14 protein-coding genes are annotated in these 14,735 nt (G+C 61.8%); 5 read left to right on the forward strand and 9 right to left on the reverse strand.

Features of this window, described 5'->3' with window-relative positions; all coding sequences use genetic code 11:
- Window positions 1-48 precede the first annotated feature (48 nt).
- The 3 genes from ACYQ1A_RS17640 to ACYQ1A_RS17650 all read right to left on the reverse strand — a co-directional run bounded on the left by ACYQ1A_RS17640 (window position 49) and on the right by ACYQ1A_RS17650 (window position 3,712).
- Window positions 49-222 carry a hypothetical protein gene (locus ACYQ1A_RS17640; protein WP_169788457.1) on the reverse strand — a complete coding sequence of 58 codons (174 nt, stop codon included), beginning with the start codon at window positions 220-222 and terminating at the stop codon, window positions 49-51.
- 269 nt (window positions 223-491) lie between these two features.
- The gene (locus ACYQ1A_RS17645) at window positions 492-887 is read right to left on the reverse strand and encodes a hypothetical protein (protein ID WP_499364010.1); all 396 of its coding nucleotides are present in this window, start codon (window positions 885-887) and stop codon (window positions 492-494) included.
- A 266-nt stretch (window positions 888-1,153) separates the two neighbouring features.
- Complete coding sequence (locus ACYQ1A_RS17650) at window positions 1,154-3,712, reverse strand: mechanosensitive ion channel domain-containing protein (RefSeq protein WP_499364014.1); 2,559 nt, start codon at window positions 3,710-3,712, stop codon at window positions 1,154-1,156.
- A 272-nt stretch (window positions 3,713-3,984) separates the two neighbouring features.
- On the opposite strand from ACYQ1A_RS17650, the gene ACYQ1A_RS17655 reads away from it, so the two are divergent.
- Window positions 3,985-4,452 carry a Dps family protein gene (locus tag ACYQ1A_RS17655; RefSeq protein WP_062225467.1) on the forward strand — a complete coding sequence of 156 codons (468 nt, stop codon included), beginning with the start codon at window positions 3,985-3,987 and terminating at the stop codon, window positions 4,450-4,452.
- Window positions 4,453-4,589: 137 nt separating this feature from the next.
- Here the strand turns inward: ACYQ1A_RS17655 and mscL are convergent, their stop codons facing one another.
- Together mscL and rlmM are read right to left on the reverse strand one after the other, a co-directional pair.
- A complete protein-coding gene (mscL, locus tag ACYQ1A_RS17660; protein WP_499364019.1) occupies window positions 4,590-5,027 on the reverse strand; it encodes a large conductance mechanosensitive channel protein MscL in 438 nt (145 codons plus the stop codon).
- A 92-nt stretch (window positions 5,028-5,119) separates the two neighbouring features.
- Entirely contained in the window at window positions 5,120-6,352 is a 1,233-nt protein-coding gene (gene rlmM / locus ACYQ1A_RS17665; protein ID WP_499364022.1) for a 23S rRNA (cytidine(2498)-2'-O)-methyltransferase RlmM, read from the reverse strand.
- Between the two features lie 185 nt (window positions 6,353-6,537).
- Between rlmM and ACYQ1A_RS17670 the strand changes: the two genes are divergently transcribed.
- The 4 genes from ACYQ1A_RS17670 to ACYQ1A_RS17685 all read left to right on the forward strand — a co-directional run bounded on the left by ACYQ1A_RS17670 (window position 6,538) and on the right by ACYQ1A_RS17685 (window position 10,460).
- Window positions 6,538-7,938, forward strand: coding sequence for an NAD(P)/FAD-dependent oxidoreductase (locus tag ACYQ1A_RS17670; RefSeq protein ID WP_499364025.1), 1,401 nt, complete (start codon window positions 6,538-6,540; stop codon window positions 7,936-7,938).
- Window positions 7,939-8,159: 221 nt separating this feature from the next.
- Complete coding sequence (locus tag ACYQ1A_RS17675) at window positions 8,160-8,351, forward strand: CsbD family protein (protein ID WP_062225788.1); 192 nt, start codon at window positions 8,160-8,162, stop codon at window positions 8,349-8,351.
- 150 nt (window positions 8,352-8,501) lie between these two features.
- Window positions 8,502-8,702 (forward strand): hypothetical protein, encoded by a 201-nt coding sequence (locus ACYQ1A_RS17680; protein ID WP_499364027.1) that lies wholly within the window; start codon window positions 8,502-8,504, stop codon window positions 8,700-8,702.
- A gap of 111 nt (window positions 8,703-8,813) precedes the next feature.
- Window positions 8,814-10,460 (forward strand): EAL domain-containing protein, encoded by a 1,647-nt coding sequence (locus tag ACYQ1A_RS17685; RefSeq protein ID WP_499364030.1) that lies wholly within the window; start codon window positions 8,814-8,816, stop codon window positions 10,458-10,460.
- Window positions 10,461-10,472: 12 nt separating this feature from the next.
- On the opposite strand, the gene ACYQ1A_RS17690 is transcribed toward ACYQ1A_RS17685, so the two are convergent.
- From ACYQ1A_RS17690 to ACYQ1A_RS17705, 4 genes are read right to left on the reverse strand one after another with little or no spacing between them, the layout of a single operon-like run.
- On the reverse strand, window positions 10,473-11,021 hold the full coding sequence (locus ACYQ1A_RS17690; RefSeq protein WP_499364032.1) for a fimbrial protein: 549 nt from the start codon (window positions 11,019-11,021) through the stop codon (window positions 10,473-10,475).
- Window positions 11,022-11,047: 26 nt separating this feature from the next.
- On the reverse strand, window positions 11,048-11,578 hold the full coding sequence (locus tag ACYQ1A_RS17695; protein ID WP_499364033.1) for a fimbrial protein: 531 nt from the start codon (window positions 11,576-11,578) through the stop codon (window positions 11,048-11,050).
- A gap of 7 nt (window positions 11,579-11,585) precedes the next feature.
- Complete coding sequence (locus ACYQ1A_RS17700) at window positions 11,586-12,119, reverse strand: fimbrial protein (protein WP_499364034.1); 534 nt, start codon at window positions 12,117-12,119, stop codon at window positions 11,586-11,588.
- A complete protein-coding gene (locus ACYQ1A_RS17705; RefSeq protein ID WP_499364036.1) occupies window positions 12,110-14,641 on the reverse strand; it encodes a fimbria/pilus outer membrane usher protein in 2,532 nt (843 codons plus the stop codon). Before ACYQ1A_RS17705 ends, ACYQ1A_RS17700 begins: the two co-directional genes overlap by 10 nt.
- Window positions 14,642-14,735: the final 94 nt, after the last annotated feature.

Raw genomic sequence — 14,735 nt, forward strand, 5'->3', positions numbered from 1 at the left:
GTTCAGCGCAAAGCCAAACATCAAACCAAGCGCCGCAGGCTCCCCCTCTCATGGAGGATCCCGAAACCGCGTACTCCGCACCGCCCCCACTATCCCCAACCCGACCGCCACCACCACCCCCACCACTATCCAGTGATCCGGCACATGCGCCAGGTGCGCGCCGTAGGCCAGGCCCACGATGGCGATCACCATCCCGACCAGGTACAAGGCAAACGAAGACATCGTAACCTCCAGGCAATTTGTAATTGTTGATGCCATCAGTCTCGGTCAAAGCCGCAGCGACAGCCGTCGGTGCCAAAAGCAATCCCGTGTCGGCTATCCGCTGATTTGCCTTACGCCAGCGCACCCCTTGGCCGCCACGCAAAAAAAAACACCGCAGCCGTAGCTACGATGTTTTTTTATTCGTTAACAGAACCCCGCTCTGACCAGCTTGGGTAATCACCCCCGATTGCCAAAGCCTACCGTGCGCGGGCGCTGTTATTTAAAACGCCTTAACGCCAACCCCCATTGCTGGTCGAATCAGCCGGGGCCGTAACACCATCGGTGGTGGCCGGGGCCGGAGCGCTCAGACTGTTGTTGCTGTTGTCTTGCTGCATGGTGTCGTTCTGTTGCTGTGTGGCAGCCTGATTCTGCATTTGCTGCTCATCCAGTTTTTGCTGGGCAGCGCTGTAGGTGTAGCTGTCGTTGTTGTTCATGTTGTTGTACGGCGTCATGGCAGCCTGGTCAGTTTGCCACGTGTCCAGACGCGGGGTGTTGTTGTAAAGCCCGGCTTTAAAGCCGCGTTCGCCGTTACCGGCGCCACCGGCACCTTGGCCGCCTTCAGCATAAGAAACACCAGCAACCAGGGTTGCGGCAACGGTACACAGCGTGATGAGAGCCTTTTTCATGGCAGTTCTCCAGATTGGTTGTCACATGAGTGAATGGCCGTTCAGGTCATGGCTGTACTTTAAGCTTGTGCGATCGGCGGCGATGTCGGTGCGGGCTTGCTCTTTGTGTCGGGCGAGTAACGCGGGACCTTGTCAGTGATCACGAAAACCATTGCGCGCAATTACACGCCTTTGTAATCAAACCGCAGTCCCGCCACCCGCGCACCGTATAGGTTTGCTATCAAACGGCCACGCACCACGTAGGACAATGTCATTTGCAATCAGGTTCATACGGCTGTCGGCGGGCTGGCGGGCGTCGGAGGCGCGCTGCCATTGGGGTTGGGCACCATCACGGTGCGATTGGGGTTGGCGATTTCGATACCCAGTTCCTGGAACCGCTTAAACATCCGGCGATTGAATTCGCGCTGTACGCCCCAGCGGCCGCTGTCCGTCGTCGGAATCTGCCCCACCACCGTGATGGTCGCCCCGTCCACCGAATCCACACCCCACAGCTGGAAGTCGCTCAGGATGGCGTCCTTGAACTTGGGATCGTTACGCATGCCGGCGGCGATTTCCGTCAGCGCGGCCGCCACTTTGTCCGGGTCGGTGGGATAAGCCACATTGACCTTGACCGATGCATTACCTAGCCCGCGATTGACGTTGTTGACCGTCGTTACCGAGCTGAACGGAATGATATACAGCGAGCCATCGCCACCGCGCAGGCGTACGGTGCGGATCGACAGTTTTTCCACCGAGCCCGACACCCCGGCTGCGGTCACCCAGTCGCCCACTTCCATCGCGTCTTCCAGCATCAAGAAAATACCGGTGATGAAATCCTGCACCAGCTTTTGCGAACCAAAGCCCAGCGCCACGCCGATAATCGACGCGCCCGCCAGCAACGGTGCGGTATTGATCCCAAGCTGGTTAAGCCCGGTCAGACCAATGATCAGCAGCATCACCATCAACACCGTGGTGCGCAGGATGGGCAGCAAGGTGCGCAGCCGCACCGTGCGCATATGGTCGCCGCGGTCGCTCCACATCTGGATACGGCGATCAACGCTAACGTTGATCACTTCCCAGATCAGCATGGCCAGCAAACTCATGATGCCGATATTGACCGCGGCCGAGAACAAGCGCGGCCCCAGCGTGCCATGGCGCAACCAGCCCAGCACATCAAAGCCCCAGGCTTGCAACAGCGCCAGAATGGTGACGATGCCAACCACCCACGTCACCACCTTCTGCAGCAAGGGGTAATAGTGCTGCGCGCGCTGGCTGACGATGGAAAGCGCATCGCCGTTCTGCTGCAGGGTACGGCCCAACATGCCCAGTCCCACAATCAAGACCACGCGTGCCACGATCAGGATCAGCGCGGTATTGGCAAGGATGTGCACCAGTTTCTGGAAGCCATCGTCCACACCCAGCGCCCAGACAAACCACATCCCGGCAATCAGGCACACGGCAAACACCACCCAGACATCGGCCAGCCAGTTGCGCATCGAGGTCAACGCGCCCTCCTTGCTGCCTTCCGGCGCCCGAATCCAGCTAGCGACCACATGGCGCGAACGTACCACCATCATGATCATGGCCAGATGCGCCAGCAGGCTGAACAGTCGCAGCAAGGCGCGATGGGCTTCGGCACTGAGGCCGGAATCCGCGGCCGCGTCGGCCAAGGCGCCACCAAACACAAACAGGATGACGATGCGACGCAGCCAGACTTCGGCAAAGCGGGCGCTGGCGTCATCCAGCGGCAGCAAACGCAGGCCCGGGGCATGGGGTGCCAGCAGCAAACGCCCTGCCACCATGATGAGCTTGGCGGTAATCCAGGCATTCGACAGCTGCAGGACCAGCGGCCGCACCGGCGCATCCGGATCGACCAGCAAGCTGGTGAGCCCTGCGCTCACCACAAAGAAAGTGAGCACCGGCAACAAGGCCAGCGCCGCCAGCGTCAGCGCCCCCGGCAAACGGCGCAGAAACGCCCAATGCGTGGGCCGGGGTGCTTCTTTGAGCGGCGAGCTGCTTGCGGTGCCGTTGTGGGTCGGGATGATGGGTTCAGTGCTGCTGACCGTTGCGGCGGGTGCATTCAGCGTGACATCGCCGGGATGAGCGGCCGCGTCCGGGTCGGCGGTCGCGGTTGAGGCTGTCGTATCCGTGGGCGTAGCCTTGCCCGCCGCTGCGGCAGCGCGCGCCGCGGCCATATCGGCTTCGCCCGCCAGGAAAGTAATCAAGGTATCGCCAGCCAGAAAACGGCCGCTGGCTTCGGCCGAGGCCAGGCGATGGTCCACCCATGCGCGCAAGGTCAGGCGCGGTTTGCGCAAGCCCCACAACACCAGCGCCTGTATGGCATAGGCCCCCACCAACACCGCCACCAGCCGCCACAAGCCATCGACAAAGGCAGCGCGCCCGGCCGGTGTGCTGATCAGGCTTTCGAACCAGCCGCTGATGGCCGACACCTGCAGCGCGGCATGCGCGGTGTTACGCGCCTCGCGCACGGCGGCTTTAAGCCAGGTTTGCGATTGCACCAGGATTGCGGCGACCAGGCTATTGGAAGTAAACGCGCTCGCCTTGGCCGGGGCCGATGCGGCCACCGCCGAGGCCGAAGCCGCCGCCGGTGCCGAGGCCACCGCCGAAGCATCGACCACCACGCCCGCCTTGGCGACCGTGCGCAAGGTGGCCATCACCTCATTGCGCTTTCGATCATCTGACAACACCTCCAGCGCCTGGCGCGCTTCGGCCGGCGTAAGCTGGTCGGCGGCGGATGCCGAAGTGGGAACGGGCGCTTTGGCAGGACGGGCCTGCGCGGACAGCGCGGTTACGGCAAACAGCAAGGGCAGCAGGAATCGGCGCATGGTTTTGGGGGCTGGGCTCTGACAAGACGGTTATAGGAAAAGGTACGTGGCTTGTCGGTATTTGATGAGTCGGCAACAACGGATAGCCATGTAGGCCATAGAACCACGCCGTCCGTCCCGGCGCGGGGCAGTCCAACGTCGTTGTCTTAGCCAGAACCTATAGCCCGCAGCGGTAAAAATTGATTTCACCGTGCCGGTGCGGAGGTGCAGAATTGCTTTCGGCCCTGTCAGGCAAGCTCTCTGCAACAGACACCAACATCAGGAGGTTCATCATGGATATTCATCTGGGTATTTCTGAGCAAGACCGCAAAGCCATCGCCGACGGCTTATCCCGTTTGCTGGCCGACACCTACACGCTGTATCTGCAGACGCATAATTTTCACTGGAACGTCACCGGGCCGATGTTCAACACGCTGCATGTGATGTTCGAGACCCAATACAACGAACTGGCGCTGGCAACCGATCTGATTGCCGAACGCATCCGCGCCCTCGGTTTTCCTGCCCCCGGCACCTATGGCAAGTTTGCCGCCCTCACCCGCGTTGAGGCGGTGGAAGGCATTCCGGAAGCCACCGAAATGATCCGCATCCTGCTCAAAGGCCAGGAAACCGTGGTCACCACGGCGCGCGGTTTACTGGATAAGGTGGGTGAAGTAAACGACCAGGCCACCGATGATCTGCTGACGCAACGGCTGCAAGTGCATGAAAAGACGGCGTGGATGCTGCGCGCGCTGTTGCAATAACGCAGGAATGCTGTGGAGCATGCGTGCCGCGGCGGGTAGGGCAGATTTGCTTAGCGCCTTGATGCCCGCCTGCTGTCATCAATAAAAAACCCGGCCCAGTTTGCACTGGCCGGGTTTTTTGCGGGCGCCTGAAATGATTACAGCTGGCGCTGCTGCAAGGCGTCGCGGATCTCGCGCAGCAGTTTCACGTCTTCTGGCTCAGCCGCCACCGGGGCGGGTTTGGCTTCTTCTTTGTGTTTGAGGTTATTGATGCCTTTGACGATCAGGAACACCGCAAACGCCACAATCAAGAAACTGATCGCCACATTCAGAAACTGACCATAGTTCAATGTCACGGCACCGGCTTTTTGCGCCGCTTCCAGCGTCGGATACGGGCCCGGCACCTTGTCGCTTTGCTTCAGCAGCACATACAGATTGGCAAAATCGACCTTGCCCAGCAGCAGCCCGATCGGCGGCATGATGATGTCTTTGACCAGCGAATCCACGATCTTGCCAAAGGCCGCGCCGATGATCACGCCGACCGCGAGGTCGACCACATTGCCGCGCATGGCGAATTCTTTGAATTCCTTGAACATGTAAACCGCTCCGTTAGTTGGCTGAAAGGTTGCGAACAGGTTATTCATCCGGTCCGCAGCCTGTCAATGCAGAACTGCAAGCCCTGCCCCGCTTAACGCGGTTTGTTGCGCGGCGTGCGAGCACCGGTTTTGCTGGTGTTGCGTGCCACCGAACGCCCGCCCACACGCGGCTTGGCTGCGGGTTTGGCCGCAGCCGGCTTGGCCGCCACCGGTTTGGCCACGGCCTTGGCGGCCGGTCGCGCTTTGCTACCGGTATTCGGTTCGGTGGTCTTGCGCGCCGACACCGGCGCCTTGGGACGGCCCAGGTAGCAAGTAATCTCTTCGCGATCGTGATACAGATGGCGCGCGGTCAGCACGTAATGCACGTCGGCACGGTCCATCGCGGCTTCGATAATGCCAAAGCATTTTTCGATTTCGGCCCAGCGCTTTTTCATCGGCAACTTCAGATTGAACACTGCGTGCCGCGCCATACCATTGGCCAGCCATTTGCTGATCAGCTCGGCAATCCGTGCCGGTTGTTCGATCATGTCGCAGACCAGCCAGTCCACCGGATGTTGTGGCTTGTAGCGGAATCCGTCTTCGCGCAGATGTTTGACGTGCGGATGGATCGCCATATCGCCCTTCATCGGGCCGTTATCGATGGCGAAAACTTTGAGGCCGCGCGCCACCAGCTGATAAGTCCAGCCGCCGGGCGCAGCGCCCAGATCAACCCCGGTCATGCCCGGCTTGAGCAGCGAATCGGCATCCGGCACCAGCGTCATGAAGGCTTCGGACAGTTTGAGCGTGGAACGGCTCGGCGCTTCGGTCGGCATGCGCACCCGGGCAATGCCCATCGGCCATGGGTTGGAATGGCGCGGGTCGGTGGTGCCGATGATCGCGCGCGTCATGCTGGAGAAAAACACATGCAGCCGATACGGCGCGCGTTCATTCAACAGGTTCATTTCGGCCAGCGCGGTACCCAGCACATCGCCAAAGCGGCGGCAGAAACCGGACAGCGGTTTGCCTTCGTCGCTGTCTGGATGTTCCAGCCACAAATCATTGAACGGCCCGGCCCCGCTGGCTTGCAGCGCTTCCAGAATCGGGCCGAGACGGTCTTTCTCGCCCAGCTCGATATCGGCCATGACCCGGATGGTCTGACGCGCAAAGATGGTCTCATTGGCGCGTGGCACATTGGGGTTTTCATGGTCGCCGGCCTTGCCTGGCTTGAATAACACATAGCCCGGCGCGCTTTCCCAGCCGCCCGTTTGCCCGGTGCGGGCTTCCCATTCGTGGCGGACGTCGTTTTCGAAACCGGCCCGGCAATAAAACAGCAGTGCGTTGCGCATTGCGGTGATGCTCTGAAAAAACAAAAGCGAAGGATACAGCAAGTCCCTCATCCCGCCGAACGCCTGTCGCTGCCCGCTGCCGTTGATCGCCCAGCGGCTGGCCGGATGCATCCAGCCCCGGCCCGGCTGCGTATGAAGCCAACGACCCGGTTCAGCCGGCAATAACCAGCGCAGGAACAGGCAGGATGCAGCATTCATTTGGCTCCGACCCACAGCGCGCCGCAGCATGGGGCGCCGCTCCCCCGGCAGGCCCCGCCAGCACGCGGCCGCGGCGTGTTGCCGTGGTTGGCGCAGGCATAGCGGGGCTGGCCAGCGCCCTGCTGCTGCAACGGCGCGGGCATCAGGTCACGGTGTATGAAGCGGCCAACGTGCTGGGCGGGCATGCGCACACGGTGGACGTGCGGCTGGATGGCTGGACTTACCCGGTCGACACCGGGTTCGGCGTATTTGAGGCGCGCAGCAGCCCCAACCTCGCCGCCTTCCTCGACGCGCTCGGGGTGCAGACGGTGCACAGCGACCGCTCGCTGGGTGTATCGCTCGATGCGGGCGCGCTGGAATGGTCGACCACCGATGTGTTGTCGCTGTTTGCGCAACGGCGCAACCTGGCTTCGCCGCGCTTTTTGCAGATGCTGCGCCAGTTGCTGCGGTTTGATGCCGAGGCCGAGGCGCAACTGGCACCCTGCGCTGCACGCGGCACCACCTTGGGCGAACTGCTGGATCAGGGCGGCTACGGCGCGGCCTTGCGCGACTGGCACTTGTTGCCGCTGGCGGCGACGCGCTGGCATTGCTCGCTGGCGGCTGCGGCGCAAATTCCGGCCGCGCGCTTTTTGCGGCTGTGCCAGCAGCAAGGCTTGCTGCGCATTAACGACCGGCCGCAATGGCGTACCGTGGCGGGTGGGGCGCGCGAATACATCTTCCGCATCGATCAGGAATTACAGGATGTGCGCCGCTGCAGCCCGGTGCGCGCCATCCATCGCTCGGAGTTCGGTGTCACCGTCGTCAGCGGGCCCGAGGCAGAACAGTTTGATGAAGTCATCCTCGCCACGCCCGCCGCCACCAGCCTGCGTTTGTTGCAACAGCCGGACGCGCAAGAGCGTGCCGTGTTGGCGGCCTTCCAGGTACAGCACAATGTGGCCGTGCTGCATACCGACACCCGCTTGCTGCCGCAGCGGCGCAGTGTCTGGTCGGCCTGCAATTATCTGGGCGGCAGAGACGTCGCGCAGGATCAGCCGGTCAGCGTCAGTTATCTGCTGAATCAAATGCAGCCCTTGCCATTCCGCACGCCGGTGATCCTGACGCTCAACCCGCGCAGCGCCCCGGCCGAAGCATTGACGCTGGGCCAGTTTGGCAGCGCCCAGCCGCTACTCGATCACGCAGCGCTGCAAGCGCAACAAGCACTGCAGCCCTTGCAAGGGCGCAATCGCGTCTGGTTTGCCGGGGCGTGGACGGGTCTGGGTTTGCACGAAGACGGTCTGCATTCCGCGCTGGAGGTGGCTGCCGCGTTTGATGCGCTGCCGCCGTGGGCCACGCTGCAGGCAGCGCCGCTGGCCGAAATCATGGCCAGTCTGCAGCAGCGACCACGCTAAAGCGCGACCTCGGTCAACCCGGCGATGCAGTGCCTTTGCGGCGCCGACCACGCCGTCCGTCGCGGTCAGGTGAGGCATGGCCCACCCGGCGCGCCGCACTCTTCCTACAGCAAACTCAGGAGCTGGCGGATCGGCTAGTCCCGGCCACACGCCTAAAGTGGGAACCGTTGCAAGGCCATGTTGGCCACCGTTCAAAACGGCACATTACAAGGAGCTCGATCATGAACAAGGCACAAGTGGAAGGTCGCAAGGAACAAGTTAAAGGCACCGTGAAGGAAGTTGCCGGCAAGATCACCGGTAACACCGCCAAGGAAGTCGCTGGCAAGGTACAAAAGAATGCCGGCAAGGCGGAAGCGAATGTGGGTGATGCAGTGAATGAGCTGGACAAGACCAGCACCACCCGTCGCCACTAAGCGCCCTACCCGTCAGGGTTTTCCTGACTGGTCAATAAAAAGCGATGCCTTGTGCATCGCTTTTTGTTTGTGCGGCGCCGGGCTTGGCAAACGCCTGAATACACAGGCAAACTGCCGCGCAGGGCAGCCACCGCACCGGAGCATCGACACATGCTGAATCATCGCCACGCATTTCTTGTTTGTTTACCGTTACTGTCAGCACTATTACTGACGGGCTGTGAGCGTAAAGACCCGCCGGTCAAGATTGATCAGGGCGGTGCCGAGGCCATGGATAAGGCCAAGGCCATCAGCGAAGGTGTGCAAAAACAAGACGATCAAACCAACAAGAACATCGACCAGCAAAGCAAATAGCCGGGCAATATTTGCATTTGCACGCATTGCTGCCGTCCAACTGCAGACCATGCATCTGGCATAACGGCTGCTACGCTAGGAAAGGAACTCCCTCCTTGTGCAGGATAGCGTGTGCCCGCCACAGCCCAACCCGCCCCATCCACCGCCGCCGTGTCGCCTGGATTTCTGCACGGTTTGTCGCAACTCGATCGCCTGCGGCTGGCGCCCGCCACCGCCCTCGGCCTGACCCTGCTATTAGCGCTGGCGCTGCTGCTGCCGCTGCTGGCGGCCAGTTGGGTGGCCGAACTGGCCGTGCAAGCGCGCGAACGCGATGCCTTGGCGGATTACGCCGAACGCGGTTTGCAGAATTTCGAGACGGTGATGACCAACGTCGGCGAGGCGCTGGACCTGTTGCAACAACATCACGACGTGCCATGTAGCCCGGCCTGGCAAGAAACCGCCCGCCACGCCGTGGTGCGCTTCCGCTATGTGCAGGTGGCGCTGGCCATCAGCCCCGATCCCGCCCATGTGCTGCTGTGTGACTCCATGGCCACCACCTTTATCGCCCCACCGCGCCTGGGCAAGCCCGACTGGCACGGCCCGCGTTACAACGCCTGGATCAGCGTGCCCGATCCGCAAGGCGCGGGGCGCCAGATGATCGTGCTGGCGCAGGGGCAGAACGCCGTATTGATCGATCCGGAATCAATGATCGATGTGGTGAGCGACCGCAGTTCTTATTCGCTTGGCGTGGTCGGCGTTACCCACGGCGCGGTGATCGCCGCCTGGCCTTATGCCAATCGCGAGGCCTTGCGGCAAAGCTATTTTCAGCCCGGCGTTGCGCTGCAAGACGGCCGTTTTCATGTGGTGGCGCGCTCAAACAAGCTGCCGGTGGCGGTGATTGCCAGCGAGCCAGAGGATGACATCCTCGACCGCTGGACACTGGCTTTGCGCTATTGGTTGCCCGCCGGGCTGGTCTCGGGCGTGCTGGTGGCGTGGGTTTTTTTACGCGCGGTGCGCCGTCATCTGTCGTTTGAAGGCCAGTTGCGCCAGGCCGTGGCGCAGCGGCGCTTTGAAGTGCATTACCAACCTATTGTCGATTTGCTTAGCCGCCGCTGTGTCGGCGCCGAGGCACTGGTGCGCTGGCGGCAAAGCAGTGGCCAGTTGGTACGGCCGGATCTGTTTATCCCCTTAGCCGAGGAAATCGGCCTGATCCAGGCCCTGACCGATCAAGTGCTGGAAACCGTGATCAGCGAAATGGGCACCACGCTGGCGGCCAATCCGGCGCTGTATATCTCGATCAATGTGGCGGCGGTCGATCTGGCCGGGCGGCGCTTTGTCGACAAGCTGGCGGCCGAAATGCAGCAAGTCGGTTTTTCCCCGCAGCAGATTGCCATCGAAGCCACCGAACGCGGCTTTATGCATGCCGATACCGCCAACGAAATCATCCAGGCGCTGCGCAGCGCGGGCCATCCGGTGCTGATTGACGACTTTGGCACCGGCTATTCCGGCTTGTCGTATCTGCAGCATTTTCGGGTCGATACGCTCAAGATCGACAAAGCATTTGTCGACACCGTGGGCACCGAAGCCGCCTCGGCCAGCGTGGCGCCGCATATCGTCGAGATGGGCCATACGCTGCAGCTCAAGCTGGTTGCCGAAGGCGTCGAAACCGAAGAACAGGCCGTGTGGCTGGCGGCGCGCGGCGTGCAGTGTGGCCAGGGCTGGCTGTTTGCCCGCGCCATGCCACGCGACGATTTTCTGGCGTGGCTGGCCGAGCTGTAGTCGCTGGCAGCGTTATTGATAGGTAAAGGTGAAGGTGGACTTGGCCACCACTGAGCCGGGCCGTGGCGCGGTGCCCACCGTGGTTTGCTGCAGCCATGCCTCCACGCCAAAGCTGGCAGTGCGCGCGGCGCTGTTATAGCTGACCGTGGCAAAATCACCCAGCCGCATGCCGCTTTGTGCTGCCTGCACATACACCGCGCGGTTGCTTTTCAACTGCACCGCCACCCCGGTGGCGCTGCCGCTGTTTTTAAGCCAGTTGTTGATGTTGCCGGAGTCTGAGGTTTGCGCCGTGGTCACCATCAGCGTGCTCACATCACTGCTATCGCAATCGCGCAACACGATGGTGCCGGTGCGCGAAGCATGGCTCCAGCCGCCGCCCGTGAAGGCGGTACTCACATCCACATTGCCAAAACCGAGGTTGACACTGGTGGTGCTGCTGTCCACCTGGCAGGTGTTTTTGATAATGGTGGCCGAGATATTGATGTCGGCGGTGTTACCGGCCAGGGCCACCGGAGCCAGCACGGCCAGGGTCAGAGGGTAAGCAAAGCGGCTAAGGTGCATATCGTTCTCGCAATCATGAGGTGGGGTTACTGGTAACTGAACTCGAGCAACAAAGCGTGCTCCACGCTGCCGGGGCTAACGGCGGCGGGCGTGGCCTGGACCAGATTGGCCTTGAGCAAAATGCGCGCAACGCCGGGGTCTTCATAAATCGGCGTCGCCACGCTGTAGAGCGCAGTCGGGTTGCGCGTATCGGCCACCGAGGTCTGGGTGCTGGCAAACACCACATTCAGCCCGATGCCACCGGCGCTGCCTTTATTGGCCAGCAGGCGCGGCGCGCCGACATAGGGCAGGTAACTGGTTTTGACCGACATGGTTTCCAGACCGCCCACGCCGCATTGCCGGAAAGTGAGCGTCACGTCCTTGACGCCTGGCCCCTGATTAACGCCAGCAAAGTCAGCCAGCAACCAGGTGCCAAGGGCAATCGAACGGCGCGCATCGGCGGTGCTGATCATGCAGGTGGCACGGATCAGTTCGGCGCTGGCGGTGACTTCGGTCTCGTTGGCCGCTGGCACCGTGGCGGCGGCGAGCAGCGCGCCGCAGCCAATAAGCCAGGCCATCCCTGCCCTAGTCGTAGCGTACATACACCACCACCCTTGCCCGCACAAAGCCAGCCGTAACCTGATTGGCCGTTTGCACATAGCGGGCATGAAACCCATAAGTCTGGTCGGCCGTGGGGGCAAATCTGACGTCGGAACTGCCGTCGGCATTAAGCACATTGCGCCCGTCATCGGTAAACAAGGCCACACCGGCGCCATATGCGGGCAACAAGGTCGCCACATTGGCAAACCACTGCAACTGCCCCTGCAGCCGTACATTGTTTTCCGGCTGAAATTCAAAATGGATGGCTTGCACCAGGCCGTCACAGTCGCGCAGCGTGAGCTGGAACGGCGTATCCGCCACCAGGCTGCCGCGACCTTTGAACATGCCACGTGGCATACGCGCCAGCCGTACGAATTGTTCCGTCGAAGCCGGGCTGAGCTGGCAGGTGCCGCGATGGACTTGCCCGGTAAATTCCAGCTGGCTACTGCTTTCACCCGCCGCCCAGGCGGGCGCGCCGCACACCAGTAGTAGCAGGCCAAGGGCATGGATTATTCGCATCGCACTTGCTCCAGCATCAGCGGCACCGGCCGCGCGGTGGCTGCGGGCGGCAAGGCATAGCTCAGCGTGCATTGCCGCTCCACGCTATCGCCCCACTGCACCTTGAGTCGGCCCGCCGCTGCAATGCCACGGGTATACGCGCGGCCCCCCTGCCCCATCACGCCGACGCTATTGCCTTGTTCGTCAAAAATCTCAGCGCCGAGCGGAATCACGGCCGCACCCGCATCGCGCACAATATTCAGCGTGACCGAACGGCCCAGGTCAGTTTCAAAGCGCAACAACAAGACGGCACCGGCGCGTGGCACCACGGCAGCGCTGCTGCTTTTCAGTTCGATATCGTCGCTGATGCCTTGCGGATCGAGCGCCACTTCATTGCTGCGATAGGGATTGAGATTGGGCATGATGGCGCGGCCAAAGCCATCAATCCGCGCGCCGCCGCCATTCACCAGTACCGCGCCCGCCGCGCCATCGGCTTCGACTATGGCGATGGCGCTATCGGCCTGCAGCGGCGGCCCCAGCACTACCCCGTTGCGATACGCCACCAGCGCGCCCGATGCGCCGAGTGAGGCCTGGCGCGCTTCGCTGCCCTGGCTGAGCGAGGCATTGAGCGTGCCGTAGCGCGTGGCATAGCTGGAATAAGCACCCAGTTCATTATTGCCTTGCACACCATGGTTGGAATGACCGTTCAGGCCGTAACTGAAATCGCCTTGCGCGCCGGAGGTACTGGCACCAAGGTTGCGGTGACCATCGCTGCTGCGGGCAAAGGTGGCCGAGACCGAATTGAAGGCGGGTTTATCCGTGCCGCCCCCAAACGGCAGCGACAGATTGACGAACACTTGCGTGGTGGCGCGTTCGGCATCGGCCGGTTGATAGCGTTGCAGACTGGCGCTGTAACTGAGCATGCGCCAGGTGTTGGAATAGCCGATCTGGTATTGCAGATCCGCCTGCGGCTGGTCCCAGTAGTTCTGGTGGCTGGCCGTGATATAGGCGGAGCCATAGGGCGGCGGCAAGGTCTGGTTGAGCGACACCTGAGCCCGGCTACGTACCCGCGCCACGCTGGCCGCACTGCCGCGCGCGCCATTCTGGATGGCGACCTCGGCATCGCGCAGGCTGTAATAACCGGCGGTGTTGTAGCGATAAGCCGCCAATGTCAGATCGGTCTGCGTACCGGGTAAGGTCTTGCTGTAACTGGCGCGCCAGCTGGCGCCGTCTGCTTCATCACGCGGCAAGGTGGTACGGCTTTGCGTTACGTCCAGTGCCAGCGCGCCCCACGCGGTATTAAAGGCTGCGCCTAACAACGTGGCGTGATAGCGGTCGCTGACAGCCACGCCCGCGTAGCCGGTCAGCATATTGTTGATGCCGTATTGCCACGTGCCCTGCACCACAGCGGGGTGCCGCGTGGTGGCGTTGTCGTCCAGTTGGCCCAGCGCAAAACTGAAACGGCTCTGCCCCGGTCGCAACAACTGCGCCACCGCAGCATAGGGCACGCTGAATTTTTTTTCGCTGCCATCTGCTTCGGTCACCGTCACATCCAGATCGCCGCCATAACCCGTGGCATACAAATCTTCAAACGCAAACGGCCCCGGCGCGACCGTCGTCTGGTAAAGCAGATTGCCGTTCTGCGTTACGCTGACGCGGGCATTCGTGGTGGCTACGCCACGGACCACCGGTGCAAAACCTTTTTCGGTATCGCCCAGCATGCGGTCATCGCTGCCCAGGCGCAGCCCGACCAGACCATAGGCATCAAACAGTTGGCCATCGGTGTACAGCTGGCCCAGCGTTAATTGCGCCTGCCAGCGCGTGACGTCGTGCTGCGCCCAGGTTTCCAGCGATTGGTAGCGGGTAGGCGCGTCGCCGCTTCGGTTCAGGGCCGAGCGATAGCGTAATCGCCAGCCGCCCACGTTAAAGCCACTGAGCAAGCTTAACCACGCGCTGCGGGTGGCGGCGTCGCTGCCGTCGGTGCGATAAAGGTTGAGATCATATTGCACGGTGGCTGCGGTAATGCCTTCATCCCAGCGCGCCGGATTGACCACGCCCGGGCGTTCACGCTGCAGATACAACTGCGGCACGCTCAGTTCCAGCCTTTGTTCGTTCACGTCAAAGCGGGCGCGGGCGCCCGCCAGCTGCGCCAGCGTGGCGCAGTCATCCAGCGGGCCGCTGGCCACGTCGGGCGTCAGGGTGGGCGGCGTGATGCCCAGGCTTTGCAACAAGGCCGCACCGAGGCAGGGCTGCGCTTCGCGGGCAGCGGCTGCGCGTTTGAAAGTGATGGCCTGTTTGCCCATGGCATTGCCGTTGAGCAAGACCTCCACCGTCAGATTGCCCTGCGGCATGGGATTGCCGCGCGCATAACGCGATAAATCGATCATGGCGCCAGAAACAAATGAATCATCAAATTCAATATTCTCATTTTCGATTGCTGGCTCGGCCATTTCAGTCGGCGCGTCCACTGTCTGATCCGCCAGCACGCGTGTTATTGCAAAAGCCAGCAATAAAAGAATGAGGCGCGCATTTATTTTTGCCATGACCCATCCCGGCCCGCTGGCCCTGGTTTTGTTTTTAATAAATGACGGATTTCATTGCATCACCGCGCCCGGTTTTAATGGGACGGACAATTTA

Source organism: Silvimonas sp. JCM 19000 (assembly GCF_054652575.1).

Coding starts and splice junctions, on each gene's coding strand:
- ACYQ1A_RS17640 (WP_169788457.1), bottom strand. CDS start 222: ATGTCTTCGTTTGCCTTGTACCTGGTCGGGATGGTGATCGCCATCGTG.
- ACYQ1A_RS17645 (WP_499364010.1), bottom strand. CDS start 887: ATGAAAAAGGCTCTCATCACGCTGTGTACCGTTGCCGCAACCCTGGTT.
- ACYQ1A_RS17650 (WP_499364014.1), bottom strand. CDS start 3,712: ATGCGCCGATTCCTGCTGCCCTTGCTGTTTGCCGTAACCGCGCTGTCC.
- ACYQ1A_RS17655 (WP_062225467.1), top strand. CDS start 3,985: ATGGATATTCATCTGGGTATTTCTGAGCAAGACCGCAAAGCCATCGCC.
- mscL (WP_499364019.1), bottom strand. CDS start 5,027: ATGTTCAAGGAATTCAAAGAATTCGCCATGCGCGGCAATGTGGTCGAC.
- rlmM (WP_499364022.1), bottom strand. CDS start 6,352: ATGCGCAACGCACTGCTGTTTTATTGCCGGGCCGGTTTCGAAAACGAC.
- ACYQ1A_RS17670 (WP_499364025.1), top strand. CDS start 6,538: ATGCAGCATTCATTTGGCTCCGACCCACAGCGCGCCGCAGCATGGGGC.
- ACYQ1A_RS17675 (WP_062225788.1), top strand. CDS start 8,160: ATGAACAAGGCACAAGTGGAAGGTCGCAAGGAACAAGTTAAAGGCACC.
- ACYQ1A_RS17680 (WP_499364027.1), top strand. CDS start 8,502: ATGCTGAATCATCGCCACGCATTTCTTGTTTGTTTACCGTTACTGTCA.
- ACYQ1A_RS17690 (WP_499364032.1), bottom strand. CDS start 11,021: ATGCACCTTAGCCGCTTTGCTTACCCTCTGACCCTGGCCGTGCTGGCT.
- ACYQ1A_RS17695 (WP_499364033.1), bottom strand. CDS start 11,578: ATGGCCTGGCTTATTGGCTGCGGCGCGCTGCTCGCCGCCGCCACGGTG.
- ACYQ1A_RS17700 (WP_499364034.1), bottom strand. CDS start 12,119: ATGCGAATAATCCATGCCCTTGGCCTGCTACTACTGGTGTGCGGCGCG.
- ACYQ1A_RS17705 (WP_499364036.1), bottom strand. CDS start 14,641: ATGGCAAAAATAAATGCGCGCCTCATTCTTTTATTGCTGGCTTTTGCA.